Raw genomic sequence first — 17,057 nt, 5'->3', positions numbered from 1 at the left:
GGCCGTGTCGGGGTGGAGTTTTCTGCCCCGGCACGGCCCTTTCTGTGGGCTGTTATGTCTGCGGCGTAGACTTAACTTATGCGTGAGTTACAGGTTCAGAACGGCGAGGATGAGACGCTGTCAGCTATCCAGGATGCCCCCAATCAGGAGGAGCTTCTGAACGCGGCGGCGGACTTCGTTGACCGCTATGAGAGCGTCTTTGAACATCTAAGCCGCTGATATTCCTTCGAAAGAAATACCCCCGGTAAACACCACAAGCCCTTAAACCCACATAAACCCAAGAAATTTTTATAAAAATATTTTATGAAAACCATAGAAAAGCACAAAATCAAACATATTTCAATACAGTGCAAATATGTGATATTTTCAACAGTGTTTTCCTGGTTTAACTCACCCAAAATCTGCTACTCTATGAACCACAACACATGGTTAATTTTTCAACTTATTATTAGGAGGAAATTATGTCTAATATTTTTTCCAATCTTCACTGGGGCATCTTGCCCTTGGTTACTGGATCTCCCGAGGCAATTCTGGCAGGTGTTGGCTACGCAGGCCTTCGATGCATTATGGGGCGTTGATACTCATGGCAAAAAATAAAGAAGCCCTCTACGACGAGCTTGTTGACATACAGAACAAGATTGATCACCACCCAATGATTTCTGGGCCTCACGCCGAAGCTAGTAGCCTTGTTGAAATCATGAAAGAACAGGGTTATTCACATGAAGAGATTGAAAAATCCCTCAAAGACCAAGGACTTCCAAGTATTGTCGATATTGGCAAAAATACTATTAGCGGGATGTTTAGCCTTTGGTGGCTTAACTATAAAAAAAATAATATAGAGGCGTCAATCGAAAAAATCTCCCGCAAGGAAGATCGTCGAAAAAATTAATACACCTAAAATGATTTAATACTATTAGGGATGTAATTTATTTTTTGACGCCATTCTCATTCTAGCTAAATACCCCCGGTGGATGCCGTACGCATCTGCCGGGGGTATTTGCTTGCCTCACCTCTGCCCGAGGCGGGCTAGTTAGCGCGGGCGGGTCTGAACGCACCGTGTGGAACACTACCTTGCTTCCCTCGGCGGTTCACCGCACAGGCTATAAGGTGGAGCGTACACTTAAGTCATGCGTGAATTACAGGCACAGATCATCCGTGAAATGGGCGTCAAGCCCAACATGACCGAAGAGCAGGCACGCGAAGAAGTGGAGCGCCGCATCCAGTTCATCTGCGACTACCTGGAAGCCACCGGAAGCCGCGGCCTGGTACTGGGCATCAGCGGCGGCATCGACTCCACCCTGGCGGGCCGCCTCTGCCAGCTGGCGGTGGACCGCCTCAACGAGCGCGGCCGCACCACCGAGTTTGTGGCGGTGCGCCTGCCCTACCGTGTGCAGCACGACGAAGAGGACGCGCAGGAGGCGCTGCGTTTCATCCAGCCCACCCGCTCCCTGACCTTCAACATTGCCGAAGCCGTGGACGGTTTCGACAGCGCCTACACTGAGGCGACCGGCGAGCAGATCAGCGACTTCAACAAGGGTAATGTGAAGGCGCGCGCCCGCATGATCGCCCAGTACGCGATTGCTGGCGGCCCCGGCTACCTGGTGGTCGGCACCGACCACGCGGCGGAGTCCATTACCGGCTTCTTCACGAAGTTCGGTGACGGCGGCGCGGATCTGCTGCCGCTGGCTGGTCTGAATAAGCGCCAGAACCAGCTGTTGCTGCGTGTTTTGGGTGCGTCTGAGCGTCTGTGGGCTAAGCCGCCGACTGCTGACCTGCTGGACGGCGTGCCCGGCCGTACCGATGAGGATGAGCTGGGTCTGACCTACCCGCAGATTGACGACTACCTGGAGGGTAAGGAAATCGACGAGGCGGCAGCTGCGAAGCTGGAGCAGATTTACCTGCGTAGCCGCCATAAGCGCACTACTCCGGTGACGATTTTTGATTCCTGGTGGAAGAACTAGGTGGAAGAACTAGCGCCGAAACACTAGCGCTTTAACCGCCATAGAACTAACGTAAATGCCCCGGCTCCCTTGGTGGGAGTCCGGGGCTTTTACTATGCTTTCGCAGACCGAGGACTACGCCTTCTGCTCGGGCTGTGCGGCGGGAACCTGGGCAGCCTGAGCATCCGAATCCTCAGAACCTTCAGTCTCAACCTCAGCCTCAGCCGGGGGTACCTTCGCGCCCCCGGTGGTGAGGAACAGCACCAGACCCAGCACGCAGGCAAGCACCTGAGTGAAGGGGAACGCCCAGGTCAGGCCCTTAAAGCCGAACCACATGTTGCCGAAGTACACGGCGGGGAAGAACAGCAGCGCAATGCCGAGGGTCATCAGCATTGCCGGGCCGCCCTTACCGGCCGCCTGGAACCAGGAAACGAACACGATGCTGACCGCGTTGAACACGGCGGCAAGCATCAGCGCGACCAAGACCTCTTCGCCGGTGGAGACCAGGCGCTCATCACCAACCACGGCAAGCAGTTCGCGGCGGAAAATCAGCACCGGGATAGTGAGCGCCACGGAAGTTGCCACAGACAGAATCGTTGCGGTGCGCAGCGCCTCCTTCACGCGGGCACCGTTGCGGGCACCGTACGCGTAGGCATACAGCGGAATACCGCCCATGCACAGGCCCATACACAGCATTTCGGGCACCATGTTCAGGCGCATTGCCAGGCCGAACGCCGCGACGGTGTCGTCACCGTAGGAGGCGGCGAGGTTGTTCAGCAGCAGGGCGGCGAAGATCAGGTTGAGGCTCTGAATGAGCTCAGCGGCACCGACCGCGACCACGGGCTTGATGATAGCGGGGTCGAGGGAGAAGTCGCGGATGTTCGCGGAGAAGTTCTCGCTCTTGCGCATCAGGAACAGCAGGTAGTACAGCATGGATGCGCCGTTCGCCAGCAGCATTGCCCAACCGGCACCGGCGACGCCCATGCCCATGATGGCAATGAACAGCACGTCGAAGATGCAGGTGACGACGGTGCCGACGATGATGCCGTACATGGACTGCTTGGCGTAGCCTTCGGATCGGACGAGCTGTTCGAGGGTGAACATGCCGATAGCGAGGGGCGCGCCGAGGAACATGAGGTGCACGTAGATACGGGTCGGTTCGTAGGAGCCGCCGGATGCACCCATGATGCTGGTGATCGGGTCGGCGAGAATGAAGCCGATAGCCGCCGCGACGATACCGGCACCGAGCGCCGAGTAGAGGGCGAAGGAGGTGACTCGGTGAATTTCGTGGGCGGGCTGGCCTTCACCGAGCTTGCGGGAGGCGAGGGTTGAGGAGCCCAGGCCGAACAGGCCTGCGATCGCCATGATGACGCCGAAGACGGGCACGCCGTAGCTGGTGGCGGCGAGGTCTTCGGTGCCGCCGTAGTGGCCGACGAAGTAGGAGTTCACCACGTTGTAGATGCTGGTGATGGCGAGGCCGAGTGCCATGGGCACGCCGAGGGAGAGGAGCGCCTTGAGGATGGGGGCTTCTTTGAGCAGGTAGATGTTCTGCGGGTCTTCGCTTGCGCCGTGCGGGCCGTGTCCTGCGGGTGCGCCGTTTTTGGGCGCGTTGTTTTCAGTCTGCTGAGGTGCCATAGATTCCTGTGGTTCTGGTCTGTGTCGTGTCCGGCGCGCGGTGAATGACGCGGTAAGAAGCGTGGTCCGCACAAAAAAACGGGCTAGTGTATTGTACCGTTTCCACGTAGTGGTTGGGCTAGGGGTTTAGACAAAAAAGTAACGAGGCGCCCCTCCCCGTTTAGGGGGGGGGCGCCTCGCCGTTCTTTTGGAGAATGCGCCATTCAAAGCATTCTCTATGCAGTCATGCTAGCCCTGCAGTGCTGCCAGCTGAGCCTTGAGACGCTCGATCTCTTCCTGGGCTTTAGAAGCGGTGCGCTGGTTTTCAAGCTCCAGTCGCATCGCCTTAATGGTGTTAGCAACCTGAGTGTAGGAACTTTCACCCTTACCAACGCGCTGAGAGTCGAAGTCAACATCTCGCAGGATGCCCTTCAGGCTACCGATAACCTGTGCGAGGTTGTCCTTGTTGCTGAAGAACTCGACCGGATCGATAGCCCACTCGAGCAGACCGGTCTCGGAGTTCTTCTGGATGAGCTCACGCATACCGTATGCAACAGGCATCATGTAACCTGCAGGAGCAATGCAGAGGTCATCATCTAGCTGCTCACGAGAGAAGGGTGCGAAGTGGTTCTTCTTCTGCTTGGTCTCGGTCTTCACTGCACCGATACGTCCGAACTTACCGTCATTTGCATTGTATGCATCCTGGTAGTTGGCGTAGATCAGGTCGTATGCCTCGAGGATCTGCGGAACCATCTGGAGAGCAGACTTAACCTGAGCGTTAGTGATCTCCCAGGTCTTCTCGTTACCGTTGGTACGTTCCTCAGCAACTTCGGGGTGGCGGATAAGAGCATCGAAGCGCTTGAATGCTTCACCCTTAGAGCTGTATGCAGAGGTACCAGGTAGCGCACGGATCTCAGCGGGCAGGTCAACGGCACCCAGGGAAATCCATGCCAGTGCGATCAAGAAGCGAAGGTCGATTTCGCCAGGATCATTGGTCTTCCATACTACATTCTTGTAGACATCAGGCATACGTTCTTCAAGAACACGCTTCAGGTAGTCGAACACACCGCTCTGGTTAGCAATCGTCTCCTCCTTGAGCTGCACATTGTTATTACGTGCCGCGCAAATATCGAGGATGTTATTCAGGAACTTCTCCTGACCTGCGTCACTTTCGGTATTAGGCACGAGGAGCTCAACCGGTACCAGCGCATCGTGGGATGCCGTTGCCTTGGTCTTGAGGGTCCTCAGCTTAGGCTCCATCTCGTGCCACATTTCCTTCATCTGGCTCCAAGTCTTCACGCGACGGAGTTCCTTCTGAAGCTTGGTAATTTCGCGGGGGTCATCGCTCAGGAGAATAGCTTCTTCAAGAAGGTAGAGAGCAATGGCGAGGGTATTGTGACCACCGTCCAGGATGCCTTCAAGGCGGGGGTTGCGAATGGTGAGGGTGAAACGGTCACGATCTCGCTTCATGTATTCAGCAGCGCCAATGAGGATACCCTTCGACTTGAAGGGGTAAAGCTCGGGGGTTTCGCGAATCGTTTCGATAATGTCAGCGGTGACGGGAGAACGCTTTGCGCTACGGGGGTTTGCCTCAAGGTTGAGGTTCGTGATGACATCAACCATACCGCGAACCTTGATGAAACCGGAGAAGCGGCGGAGATCGTCAAGAGTGCGCTCCTCGAGGTATTCGATCTTCACGGTTGCTTCAGAAATGGGGTTGGAGGGGGTAGTCGACATAAGTAATGCCCTTTCAATGATTAGCTTCTTATCGTACTCGGGCATCCTAAACGCCACATAAATACACCAAGTGCCATCCGGACACTTGAAATAAGTGCTCCAGGATTCATCCGAACCCTGTATCCACAACTATACGGGTTGCATCCACCCTCTGTCAATTATCTAAATTGTATACTTAGTCACATATTAGATCTAATTTGTGCATTAGATCACTAAAATGGGCTTATTTTGTCAAGCTTCGGACGGGTCATCTCCCTGCACCTCACACAACAGTCCAAAAGGGGGATTACATAAAAGTAACGAGGCGCCCCTCCCCGTTTAGGGGTGGGGCGCCTCGCCTCATACGTATCGCATGTAGGAGTGTGAGCTATTCGAGCTCAACCGGACCAAGCACGCGAACCTCCTCAATATCCAGGATTTCCTGAATCGCGTGGAGCACATTCGTGTCGATTATGCGCTCATTACGCAGGCGCTTGAGCACGCTGCGTTGCTTCTCCAAATGCCGCAGGCGCAGCTCTTTCTCAAGGTCGCCCGCTTCAATAATGCGGCGGGCTTCTTCCGGCGCATTCGCACCGTCTTTACGAACGGCGTGCAGGTTGCGGTGTATACTCGCGTTGTACATCTGTTCGTCGGCAATGCGGTCGATAATCCACTGTGGTGCACCAATTTCCTGGCCGATCTCAGCCACAGAGTCGAAGGACTCGGCAATGATCGTGCGGATTGCTTCATTAATCTCATCTTCTTCGGTGGTATCAACCGGAATTTTCGCCCACCTAATAACGAGCGGCAGGAGCATCCCCTGAACCACCATCGACAGCAGAACCACGCCCGCAACAACAAAGATAATAAAGTCACGCGCGGGAACATCAGTCGGCACGGAGAGAGCCACCGCGAGGGAAACACCGCCGCGCAGTCCCGCAAAGGTACTCACTACACGGCCACGGAAAGTTGTGCGCAGCTGCTTCTGCTTTTCTGAACGGTCAAGGGCACGAATAATACCGATCGAGACGTGCAGGAAAATAAAACGCGCCGCAATGGAAACAAGCCATGCCACCACAATCACGGCGAACGTCAAAGCCCACGCATAGTTGTATTCACGAAGAACATCATCCACAGGCGCTGTGGCGCTGGGCAGCTGAACACCCACGAGCACGAAGAGCGCACCGTTCATGACATAGGTGACGAACGCCCAGATGGGCAGTCCGTAGAAACGGTTTTGGGGTTTGATGGTATCCGGTCCGCGATAGGTCAGGTAGAAAGCGGCGACCACCACAGCTACCACTCCGGAACCTTTCATGCCCTCAAAAGGCTCGATCTCTTCAGCCAGGAAGAAAGCAATAAACGGCACGGTAAACATGAACACGCTGAAGTTCATGGGGTTGCCGATGTGCGCACGCAGCTTATCTACACCCCATCCGACGGCCAGGCCAACGAGAGTTCCAATCAGGAACGAGAAGAAGAACATTCCGGATGCGGTCCCCAGGGTAAGTTCATGACCGCCCGCAAGCTGCAGGGCGAGTGCGAAAAGAACTAGGGTGGTGCCGTCGTTAATGAGTGCTTCCGCTTTGAGGGTGGTGATGGAAGATTTGGGGAGTTTGCCGTTAAGCGTTGCCACGGCCACAGCATCGGTGGGGGCGAGCGCCACACCGATAATCAGCGCCACAGGCCAGATGAAGACGCCCATAAATGTGTGAATCACCCAAGCGATAACGAACGCCGTGAGAATTACGAGCACCGTGCCCGAGAGCAGGATGCCGCGCAGACGGGCGCGCGCTTCACGCCATGAGGTGTTGCGGGCTTCCCAGAAGAGCATGATGGGCAGGAAGATTTCGAGGATGACGTGCGGCGGCAGGCCGATACTCTGAACTTCGTGCAGTTCGTGGGCGGGCATAATGCCGATAGCCAGGCCAATGAATATCAGCACAATGGCGGGGGTTATCCGTATTTTATGGGCGAGGATATTACCCAGAAGAATTGCCAGCGATAGGGCAATGATGACTTCAAGCAATTTGGTGTGTTCCTTTTGGATGTGGCGGCTGGTTCATGGTGTGCGTCTGATAGACGGCTGATGTCCGCGAGTGTGCGGGTGCCAGGGTGCCCAAAATGTTTTGCTCGTTCCCTGGGCCGTGAGGCTTCCGCGTGGGGACGAGTGCGGGCGTAGCTTCTGTATTTTACCGTTGTTCAGTGCGGGTGGGTGGATGTTTACCCTGAGCAAAACCTTGCCTTATGGCCGCTCGGGATGTGAGTTTATGGGAGGCGACCTGCGTGCATCCGGCGGGTCTGCTCAGCCGGGCCTGCTCAGCCCATGAACCGCCCTACCCTGACCGCTTTTCATGACGTTTTGTGTCGTTCTGACGTGAACTTGGGGTCGTACTGTGTCAGAGAACAGAAAATCCGCCCCTGTGAGTGCGCGCGAACACTCAGAACGTGAGAAGATAAGGTCATGACTGATAACAACACCGTAACCGGCAGCCCGCTTGTTAAGCGCGGCCTGGCCGACATGCTCAAGGGCGGCGTCATCATGGACGTCGTCACCCCCGAACAGGCTAAGATCGCTGAAGATGCTGGCGCTGTTGCCGTCATGGCTCTCGAGCGCGTTCCCGCGGATATTCGTGCGCAGGGCGGCGTGGCTCGTATGTCTGACCCGGACATGATTGAGGGCATCATTGATGCTGTTTCGATTCCGGTCATGGCGAAGGCACGCATCGGCCACTTCGTTGAGGCTCAGATTCTGGAGACCCTGAAGGTCGACTACATTGACGAGTCTGAGGTTCTTTCTCCCGCTGACTACGTGAACCACATTGATAAGCACCAGTTCAAGGTGCCTTTCGTGTGCGGTGCTACCAACCTGGGTGAGGCTCTGCGCCGCATCACCGAGGGTGCCGCTATGATCCGTTCGAAGGGCGAGGCTGGCACCGGTGACGTCTCTGAGGCGACTAAGCACATCCGCACCATTAAGCGTCAGATTGCTGAGCTGCAGGGCCTGTACAACACCATGCCCGACGAGCTGTACGTGAAGGCTAAGGAACTGGCTGCACCGTACGAGCTGGTTCGTGAGGTTGCTCAGACCGGTAAGCTGCCCGTGGTGATGTTCACCGCTGGTGGCGTGGCTACCCCCGCTGACGCTGCAATGATGATGCAGCTGGGTGCTGACGGCGTGTTCGTTGGTTCCGGTATTTTCAAGTCGGGCGACCCGGTTGCTCGCGCGAAGGCTATCGTGAAGGCTACTGCTTTCTACAACGACCCGGAGAAGGTTGCTGAGGCTTCTCGCGGCCTGGGTGAGGCTATGGTCGGCATTAACGTTGCTGACATCCCGGCACCGCACCGCCTGGCGGAGCGCGGCTGGTAATTCGTGCGCGCACCCCGTATTCGGGGTGAGTGTTTGATGAGGGGGTGGGGTTCGCTGAGGCGGGTCCCACCCTCCTTGTGTTTGTTGTGTTTGTTGTTTTGTGAAGGGAGCGGTGATGGTTGAGAAGGTTCAGCCTACCGGTGTTTTGCCGGGTGAGGGTTTTACGGTTGGTGTTTTGGCGTTGCAGGGCGGCGTGAGTGAGCATGCGGAGATGCTGGAGTCTCTGGGTGCGCAGGTGCGTTGGGTGCGTACTGGTGAGCAGCTTGAGGGTCTGGATGCGCTGGTTTTGCCGGGTGGTGAGTCGTCGACGATTGACCGTTTGACCCGTATTTTTGGTGTGCGTGAGCCGCTGATTGAGGCGATTTCTTCGGGTCTGCCGACTCTGGGTACCTGTGCTGGCCTGATTATGTTGTCGGAGCGTATTGATGATCCGGCGCCGGGTCAGCAGTCGCTGGGTGTTTTGGATGTTTCGGTGGGTCGTAACGCGTTTGGTTCGCAGGTTGATTCTGCGGAGGTGCGCCTGCCGTGGCTGACCCCTGCCGGTGATGAGGTGGTTATTGATACGGCGTTTATTCGTGCGCCGATTGTGACTGGCACTGGTGAGGGTGTGCAGGTGACGGCTCGTCATGAGGGGAAGATTGTGGGTGTGCGTTCGGGCAACCTGATTGGTATTTCTTTCCACCCGGAGGTTACGGGCGATACGACGGTGCATGAGGAGCTACTGGCTCTGGCACGCGAGGTGAAGGGCAAGTAGCCCCTCCCCCAAAAAATAAGCCCGGTAATGACCGTTTAAAGAGTTGTGGCGATGACCGTTGTTCGGTCACCGCCACAACTGTTTTTGCGCGGGTTTATGCGTGAGTGGACTTATGGGCGGGAGCTGCTGGGGGTTTGGGGCTGGGCCTTCCACTGCTGGTAGGCGCTTGTGGCGAGGAATCGTGCACGGTTGCCGTCGCTGAGCGTCTTGATGTCTGCGGGGGCTGCCTCGTACCACTTTTCGTAGAGACGAATAATCATCTCGGGGTAGGCGGCTTCTTCCAGGTCTGCGCGGTGGGGAATGAATTCGTTGCGGTTCTTGATGTCTCGGTACTCGCTACCGGCGAAGGGGTCGGAGAGTCCGACGCTGGGGTGGGCGTTATAGGCATCGATGTTTTGAACGTATTCGGGGAAGGTGCTCCGCCCTGCTTTGAGTGCGGCGTGGCACTTGCTGTCGATTTCACTGGGCTCAATGATGTGGGCGCCGTCTGCGAGGATGTTCCGGTACTGGATGTACGCGGGGTATTGTTCATCGGTGCGCGGGACGGGCTTGGTGGCTTCTGCTGATGCGAGAGCTTCGGCGGAGTATGAGGAGCAGCTGATGGGCGGCGTGGTGCTTGCCGTTGCTGAGGCGCTCGCCGTGGAGGGTGAGGAGGTGCTACTTGCCGCGGTGTTCGCACCGCCGCAGGCGGCAAGGAACAGGGGCAGGGTTAAGAGAGCGGCGCCGTATCGCAGTGCGTTATAGCGGGGGTTGGGGGTCCTGGATTTCAGGGCCATAATGTCACCTCATTGTGGGCTGGAGCATACTGAGTTGCCCCTCAATATACAGGCAGTTTTGATACATGGTCAAGAGAAAATTATGTTTATTTTTTAAAATCCAACACCTCGGAAGAAAATCAATAAACAAGTTTTTTCAGCGCCTTGACTTGCACAAACATGCAAGCCACCGGGTTCTTGAGGCAAACACGACACCAAAGCACCAGCATCAGATATTGTTATTTGCCCGATAATCAGCAGAAGCCAACATACCAGGAGAGTCACGGTCAGGGCGCCCTTTATACAACCTCGAACTCCGTAAAAACCTGCACCTCAATAGCCCATCGCTACTGCAGGAGGAAATAGATAAGTCCCCTAACGTATTCCCAGAGCAGTACCAAGATGACGCACTGCGCAACAAATGCGGCTATAGCTGCGAGGGTTGGTATCCAGTAGCTACGCTTAGAACATGCAATAAAAACTGCTATAAAAATAACGCATGAGATAATATCGGGACCCCAGAGAATGAATGCCTGTAAATCATATGGCCACAATATTCCATGCATATATTCTGTAGGGACTTTACATGAACTTAAGATATTGCCTTTTAAAATTTCATAAGTCCCATACATTTTAAAAACTAAATATAGCGACGCGATCCAAAAAATTCCTATACGAAGCTTTACACCCAGCCACATACTAAAAGTCTGCCATAAGCTAGCTGATACAACTCCCACCACAAAGAAGGGTATATAGTCGAAATATGCACTTTGCCACCTATCACATGGCGATACAAATCTATAGAAATCTGCATACAGGGCAGTTGGGAAAATATAGAAAAATTGCAATACAATGAGAAATAAGATATACAAAATTATTTTCTCATTTACGGCGAACATTTTATAAGTAGAATTCATGATGCCATTTCCTTTCAGTAGCATAAAAAGCTAGTAGCGGAACACCGAACGCATAGCCTCAATATTGTTTTTCTTATCCACTAAGCCCCGAAGCCAATGCTAAGACAAGTAGGCGACCTGCAAACCCTCCGCACTCTTACCCCGTCTACCTCATGTTTAAGCAGGTCAGAACTTTAAGACTACTGGGTTGCACATCTTGCGTCTAGAGTGTTGGTTTTAAACTAAGATGGTATTTTCCATTGACCATGTATCAAATATTTGGGTATGTTTAGACGCAATATATCGTTCCATCCCTCTTGTGAGGTGGTCTCATGACCCACACCCCTGTTTTTCTTTCGCTCCGTTCCAGCGGTCTACGACGCGGTGCCGCGTTGGCGATTCTTCCCATGCTTCTTGCTTCCTGCGGTAGCTCCACCAGCACGGCATCCAGCACTCCGGCACCCTCGAATACGACCGTGGCTTCCTCCCCGTCAGCAGCAAGCTCCACCGGGTCCGCCTCCTCTTCCGCGGCGAAGAAGAGCTCCACCCCCTGTCTTGAACCTGACGAAACCGCGAAAGCTCAAACCCTCAAGCAGCAGGAAGCCATCAGCGCCGACCGCGGTACTGCGCTCCCTTCCTATGTATCTGCACGGCATGTTGTGCGCAACCAGGCGAACTTCCCCACCCGCGCCGAAGCTGAATCAGCAGGATCCGAGTGCCTGGCACTGTACGAGAAGAACAAGGCCGATCACACCTACGCTGCGGCATGGGTACGCGCTATCGATGACAATAACGTGGCAAGCGGAAAGGTAGCCTCCGGCCCGCGCACTGACATCCAGAGCGCCGACCCCTACAAGGCAAGCAACTATGTCGATATTCGAGAGGGCAAGGAGTACTTCCCGACCCGACAGGAGCTGCTCGCGGCAAACTACCCCGAGAACTACATTGTTGCTTTTGAGGCGTGGGCGCAGCAGGCACCCGCCGATGTGAAGCAGAAGAGCGACGCGAACCGTGCGGCCGCTAAGGATACTCGCTGGTCTGAGGTGGTAACCCTGCCCAGCCCCGACAACCCTGTCTAATCGAACCCCGTCTAATCTGAGTCTGTTTAAAAATAGTTGTGGCGGTGACCGTTATTCGGTCACCGCCACAACTGTTATACGGCTCAGGTTAGGGTAGGAGCGCCAACCCAAACTCAATAACAATCAGCGCGATAGCACACGCGAAGAGTACCCCACGCGACACATTGAACTTCTGCCAGAGATCATACAGCTGGCTGGGAATCAACCAAATAACGAACGCCTGAAAGGCAAGCGATAACGCGGGGTTACCCCACTGAATAATCATCAGGGCAAGAGCAAAACCCACGCCGAGCGTATCCAGGATGCGCCGATGCTTTAGCACCTGCTCCCTCTCCTTTTGATAGCTAGGGTTGTTTAGCAACCTTGGTGGTGCTTTTTTCAGTTGACCCACAAGGATCAAAACCGCCAGCGGGATCAGAGAAATATCGAAGAACATGGGAACCGCCTTTCATGTTGGGGTTCGCTCGCTACGCCGGTGACGAGCTGATGGCGCACCATCATTGGTGAAAACTTCTCAAAAACAAGTAGCGTGCAACACGTGCATATCGTATTGTGGGTTACTTTACGGCAAACATGAACCCTATTCAAGAGGTAAACACCCCCCCCCGAAAAATTTTGAAAAATTTTTAAAAATATGGGCGCCGGGAACCTTAGGTTCCCGGCACCCTTCGTGCTTCCTATTCAAGAGACGAGCGAGATGTATAGTGGAAATTATTTAAAAATCACCCAAGGAAATAAATAATTATTTAAACCATTAGGAAAGTGATTAATTCTATTTTCTAAAACTCAACATTTTTAAAGATGTTAGAGAGATCAACATCAATCATGCTTACATTAATCTCCCCCTCAATAGGGCGCTGGAGATTCGGGTCAGTCACACGATAAAAAACACTCGTATTCACATTATCTCCATTTACAAATATTCCAATATTGTCTTCTTCTGAAGTTACAGTTTGCCCGGGACTAATAGAATCAGGTCGCCAGACTACAACCCCCGGGTTGCTAGCCCGAGTAAAGTTCAATGGCATAACATTCCTTAACGCATAGGGATTCATGGAATAGTATGGTGGTATCGCCATGAATGGAAATATCTCAAATTTTCTACACTCATATTCTTTATCTTTCAAGTTCACCATATAAACATCCCCTGAGAACCTGTATTCAATGGAAGGATTTTCTAACACCTTAGTTCCAGTGTTGGCAATCGAAAAAATAGCTGGTTTGAGCTTTATCTCTAATAGCCTATTAAAACATTCTTTATGTCGTTTTTCATCATTTCTATACGCATCAAGCATATCCTCAACAGATATATGATGTAGAGGATCTTTTATTATCCAGCTACTTCCCCATAATGAATTAGATCCTTTATTTTCAATAGTTTTTTTCCGCAGGAATTCCTTATATTTTTCCTTGGGATAAGAATACATGTTTTTAAGAAAATCAGTATCAACACGAGGTCCTGCAAAAACCTCAGATACACCCAAGTTAATATCTACATATCCACCAAGCAATCGATTAATCATGTCGCGAAGTTGAACCGAGTTTGCCTCGATAGTTTGCGTTGATTCACGACAATAAATCGCACCGTCCCTAAGCTGATTAACACGCTTATCAGCATCGTAACTCCCTGAGCATATGTAAATCTCTTGCCCATTCACTGGAGGATCAACAATTACAAACAAAAGATCTTTGCCCTCGAAGGAATGAGGCACAAAGTGATAATTTGGAACTGTGGATCCAAAATAGTTCTTTACAGCTCCTTCAAACTCATGCTGCTCTGGTACATTTTCAAGACCGCATACCTCATCCTTAGTAACACCAATGAGCATCACTCCATACCCCTGATAGTCTCTCATTGCCTGATTTTGGTCACGGTTTGCGGATGCCAAAATAAACTTAGTTATTTTCGCAAACGATTTCTTACGCTCACTTCTAGAAAATTCAAGGCTACTTTTAACTTCTAGCCCCTGTGATTCTGCACTATCCCCCACTGCTTTAACCCACGCAGCAATCTTATCCCGTGATTCTGGAATATTTGGGTCAATATTAGTATCGAGGTTCCCCATAAAGTTTCTCTCCTAAGAATTAAAAAATATTTAGAAATGCAATCTAGCATTTACTCTTACTTACTCTTTATTGTACGGGGAAAACCCAGATATCGCGTCTTGCTTCGTCACTCTTTGTGGGCCCCTCCCCGAAAAAAATTTTTAAAAAATATGGGCGCCGGGAACCATACGTTCCCGGCGCCTACACCCTAGCTGTTCACACCTCAGCGGGGTTCAATTTAGAGGCGGAAGAAGCCTTCCACCGCGCGCGTCATGTACGCCATATCGTCCACATGGCACATCTCGCGCATCGAATGCATCGACAGCAAACCAATACCCACATCCACGGTGCGCATACCCAGGCGAGTCGCCGTAATCGGGCCAATCGTCGAACCACACGGCATATTGTTATTCGACACGAACTCCTGATACGGCACACCAGCCTTCGCGCACGCCGCCGCAAACACTCCAGCACCCACCGAATCCGTCGCATAACGCTGGTTCGCGTTAATCTTCAGCAGCGGGCCACCACCGGGCAGCGGCTGCACGGTCGGGTCGTGGTGACCCTGATAGTTCGGGTGCACCAGGTGACCGGCATCAGCGGACAGGCAGAACGACGCCGCCACCGAACGGCGGTACTCCTCCGTACTCTCACCGCGCGCAGCGGACAGGCGCACCAGAATATCCTCCAGGAACGGGCCAGCCGCACCACTACGCGACTCCGAACCAAGCTCCTCATGGTCAAACGCCGCAAGCATCACAGTCTCGGTGGCGTGCTCATCCGCGTTATCGGCAACGTAACGTTCCAGGGCGGTCAAACCCGCGTGCACCGAAGACAGGTTATCCAGGCGACCGGAAGCGAACAGCTCCTGATCGGCACCAAAGCGGCGCGGCGGCTGCGAATCAGCGAACAGCAGGTCGTAACCCACAATGCTTTCCGGGTCGACCGGCTCGCCGTCAATCACGTGCTTCGCCATGTAGCCGAGCACGTCGTTCTCCGCCGGATCCACGCCCCACACGGGGTACATGTTGAACTGCTTGTCCAGCACCAGTTCGTTACGCTTGTGGTCCAGGTGCGGCGCCAGCTGCGGGATGCGCGCAATCGCGCCGGTGCGCACCAGGCGGTCCTTCAGCTCCCCGCCCTCAAGGACGGTGAGGCGGCCCGCCACGCACAGCTCGCGGTCCAGGAAGGAGTTCAGCAGTGCACCACCGTAGTTCTCCACGGCAATCTGGTGCCAGCCCTTCGTGGTGATGGAGGAGGAAGGCTTGACCTTCAGGGAGGGCGAGTCAGTGTGCGCACCCAGCACACGGTAGCCGCTTGCCTTCTGCGCCTTCGCGCCGCCAGCCCAGGCGATAATCGCGCCGTCACGGACGACGAAGTGACGGCCGGTTGCAATCTGCGGGTCCCATGCTTCGGTCTCTACAAGCTCGGTGAAGCCCGCTGCTTGCAGGCGGCGCGCTACCGTGCGCGCGGCGAGGTAAGAGACCGGCGACTCCGCCACGAATGCGGCGAGGTCTTCAATATTTTTTACAGCATCAACAGTCATGGTTTAACCCTACCTTTTCTTGGGTGTTGACGGGGTGACCGGGGCCGATAATCCACGCGGTGTGGAGTATGAGCCCTGGTGAGGCTCGCATGGAGCGGGGTGGGCGGGCTGGGGCAGCTGGGCTAAAGCAACCCACCAAATAGCCTATTTATCAATCTTGAGCGGTTGTGTTTCACGTGAAACCTCGCCGCGGCGAGCGCGCGCGTTGAAGATCAGGCAGGCGAGCACCACGTACACGCCTTCCAGCGCGATGCCCTGCAGTGCATCCACGGGGGTCACACCCTCGGAGGCGAACGGATCCAGACCAGCCACCATGGACAGCAGCATCAGGATCACGTTATTTGCCACGTGCAGGCTGATGGAGGCCTCCAGACCGCCGGTGTACCAGCAGAGGAAACCCGCGTAAATACCCATCGCGAGAATCGTGCTCTGACCCCAGGGGTCGTAGGCGTGGGAGAGCATGAACAGCACGGCGGGCAGCACAATCGGCAGCCAGGGGGTGCGGAGCCAGCGGCCCAGCATCTGCATCATGAAGCCGCGGTAGGCGAGCTCTTCGGCGTAGCACTGCACGGGCACTAGGAGCAGCATCATCGCCACATAAACCCAAAATTCAACCTGTGGAGGTTGAAAATAGCGGTATTCGGGCAGGCTCTCACCGCTCAACGCCAGCATCACGGCGTAGTAGATGCCGTAGACAGCGAAGCTCAAACCCAGGTACGGAAGCAGTAGCGAGCGGCGCAGACGACCCGCCACCGAATGGATCAGACCCCAGGGCTTCGGACCCACGACCAGGCGCGCCAGAAAGAGCGAAGGCACAATCGCGATAAGGGAGAGGAACGTCAGCGCGAACAGCGCCGGGTGTTCCATAATGACGGCGCGGTTCGTAGCTACATCCTGGAGGGAAAGTCCCGAACCCATAATCGTCGCAGCCAGGGCAACTGAAATGATCAGGTTGAGGCCAATAAATACGGCGACACCGAGCAGACCTTCCAGCAGGGGTGAGAACCAGCGGGATTTCGGGTCGGCGTGGGAGAGACGGTGGTAGGCAAGACCTGCAACAGGCGCAGGAGCAGCGGGGGTTCCGGCGGCTACCTGCGGGGGTGCGGGAGGCGGTGTAGTGTTCATTCTTTAATCCTAGCCTCCGCGGGGTCGATGGTGACCGGGCATACGGAAACCTTCAAGTGCCGATTGATACGGAATGTTCCAAAACCATTGAAAAAGCCGTGAATAAGGCTAAAAACCTACCATTCACGGGGTTCATTTTCTGAACCTATGCCATAATTTGTAGCGATAATACGCTCATATACATAGTCGCTGATGACCGCTCTTCCGGGGTGTTTT

The 17,057-nt window shown here is 54.3% G+C and carries 14 protein-coding genes; 6 read left to right on the top strand and 8 right to left on the bottom strand.

The window, feature by feature from the left end:
* Window positions 1–78: 78 nt before the first annotated feature.
* The 3 genes from HMPREF2528_RS09170 to nadE all read left to right on the top strand — a co-directional run bounded on the left by HMPREF2528_RS09170 (window position 79) and on the right by nadE (window position 1,961).
* Window positions 79–219: a hypothetical protein gene (locus HMPREF2528_RS09170; RefSeq protein ID WP_161800493.1), complete on the top strand. Its 141-nt coding sequence runs from the start codon at window positions 79–81 to the stop codon at window positions 217–219.
* Window positions 220–583: 364 nt separating this feature from the next.
* On the top strand, window positions 584–889 hold the full coding sequence (locus HMPREF2528_RS01245; RefSeq protein ID WP_005507293.1) for a hypothetical protein: 306 nt from the start codon (window positions 584–586) through the stop codon (window positions 887–889).
* Window positions 890–1,127: 238 nt separating this feature from the next.
* A complete protein-coding gene (gene nadE, locus HMPREF2528_RS01240; protein ID WP_049361893.1) occupies window positions 1,128–1,961 on the top strand; it encodes an ammonia-dependent NAD(+) synthetase in 834 nt (277 codons plus the stop codon).
* A gap of 114 nt (window positions 1,962–2,075) precedes the next feature.
* Here nadE and HMPREF2528_RS01235 read toward each other — a convergent pair whose 3' ends face one another.
* The 3 genes from HMPREF2528_RS01235 to HMPREF2528_RS01225 all read right to left on the bottom strand — a co-directional run bounded on the left by HMPREF2528_RS01235 (window position 2,076) and on the right by HMPREF2528_RS01225 (window position 7,299).
* On the bottom strand, window positions 2,076–3,575 hold the full coding sequence (locus tag HMPREF2528_RS01235) for an MATE family efflux transporter (protein ID WP_070505752.1): 1,500 nt from the start codon (window positions 3,573–3,575) through the stop codon (window positions 2,076–2,078).
* Between the two features lie 228 nt (window positions 3,576–3,803).
* Window positions 3,804–5,291 (bottom strand): AIPR family protein, encoded by a 1,488-nt coding sequence (locus HMPREF2528_RS01230; RefSeq protein ID WP_070505750.1) that lies wholly within the window; start codon window positions 5,289–5,291, stop codon window positions 3,804–3,806.
* 367 nt (window positions 5,292–5,658) lie between these two features.
* Window positions 5,659–7,299, bottom strand: a complete 1,641-nt coding sequence (locus HMPREF2528_RS01225; RefSeq protein ID WP_070541698.1) for a Na+/H+ antiporter — start codon at window positions 7,297–7,299, stop codon at window positions 5,659–5,661.
* A 435-nt stretch (window positions 7,300–7,734) separates the two neighbouring features.
* Here HMPREF2528_RS01225 and pdxS point away from each other — a divergent pair, with 435 nt between their 5' ends.
* Window positions 7,735–8,640 (top strand): pyridoxal 5'-phosphate synthase lyase subunit PdxS, encoded by a 906-nt coding sequence (pdxS, locus tag HMPREF2528_RS01220; protein ID WP_005507298.1) that lies wholly within the window; start codon window positions 7,735–7,737, stop codon window positions 8,638–8,640.
* A gap of 115 nt (window positions 8,641–8,755) precedes the next feature.
* On the top strand, window positions 8,756–9,394 hold the full coding sequence (gene pdxT / locus HMPREF2528_RS01215; protein ID WP_049350439.1) for a pyridoxal 5'-phosphate synthase glutaminase subunit PdxT: 639 nt from the start codon (window positions 8,756–8,758) through the stop codon (window positions 9,392–9,394).
* A 110-nt stretch (window positions 9,395–9,504) separates the two neighbouring features.
* Here pdxT and HMPREF2528_RS01210 read toward each other — a convergent pair whose 3' ends face one another.
* On the bottom strand, window positions 9,505–10,170 hold the full coding sequence (locus tag HMPREF2528_RS01210) for a hypothetical protein (protein ID WP_070541695.1): 666 nt from the start codon (window positions 10,168–10,170) through the stop codon (window positions 9,505–9,507).
* Between the two features lie 1,207 nt (window positions 10,171–11,377).
* Between HMPREF2528_RS01210 and HMPREF2528_RS01200 the strand changes: the two genes are divergently transcribed.
* Window positions 11,378–12,124 carry a hypothetical protein gene (locus tag HMPREF2528_RS01200; protein WP_070541689.1) on the top strand — a complete coding sequence of 249 codons (747 nt, stop codon included), beginning with the start codon at window positions 11,378–11,380 and terminating at the stop codon, window positions 12,122–12,124.
* Window positions 12,125–12,212: 88 nt separating this feature from the next.
* On the opposite strand, the gene HMPREF2528_RS01195 is transcribed toward HMPREF2528_RS01200, so the two are convergent.
* The 4 genes from HMPREF2528_RS01195 to HMPREF2528_RS01185 all read right to left on the bottom strand — a co-directional run bounded on the left by HMPREF2528_RS01195 (window position 12,213) and on the right by HMPREF2528_RS01185 (window position 16,841).
* The gene (locus HMPREF2528_RS01195) at window positions 12,213–12,560 is read right to left on the bottom strand and encodes a hypothetical protein (RefSeq protein WP_070541686.1); all 348 of its coding nucleotides are present in this window, start codon (window positions 12,558–12,560) and stop codon (window positions 12,213–12,215) included.
* Between the two features lie 343 nt (window positions 12,561–12,903).
* Window positions 12,904–14,190, bottom strand: a complete 1,287-nt coding sequence (locus HMPREF2528_RS08990; protein WP_083297858.1) for an AlbA family DNA-binding domain-containing protein — start codon at window positions 14,188–14,190, stop codon at window positions 12,904–12,906.
* 218 nt (window positions 14,191–14,408) lie between these two features.
* Window positions 14,409–15,716, bottom strand: coding sequence for a M18 family aminopeptidase (locus HMPREF2528_RS01190; RefSeq protein WP_049341167.1), 1,308 nt, complete (start codon window positions 15,714–15,716; stop codon window positions 14,409–14,411).
* Window positions 15,717–15,860: 144 nt separating this feature from the next.
* Window positions 15,861–16,841, bottom strand: coding sequence for a CPBP family intramembrane glutamic endopeptidase (locus HMPREF2528_RS01185; RefSeq protein ID WP_070541683.1), 981 nt, complete (start codon window positions 16,839–16,841; stop codon window positions 15,861–15,863).
* Between the last annotated feature and the right edge of the window lie 216 nt (window positions 16,842–17,057).

The organism is Rothia sp. HMSC078H08 (genome assembly GCF_001808955.1).
In the GTDB taxonomy this organism is placed as follows: Bacteria; Actinomycetota; Actinomycetes; order Actinomycetales; family Micrococcaceae; genus Rothia.
The sequence above is the reverse complement of the archived record's forward strand: the minus strand, read 5'-3'. Positions and strand labels throughout refer to the sequence as shown.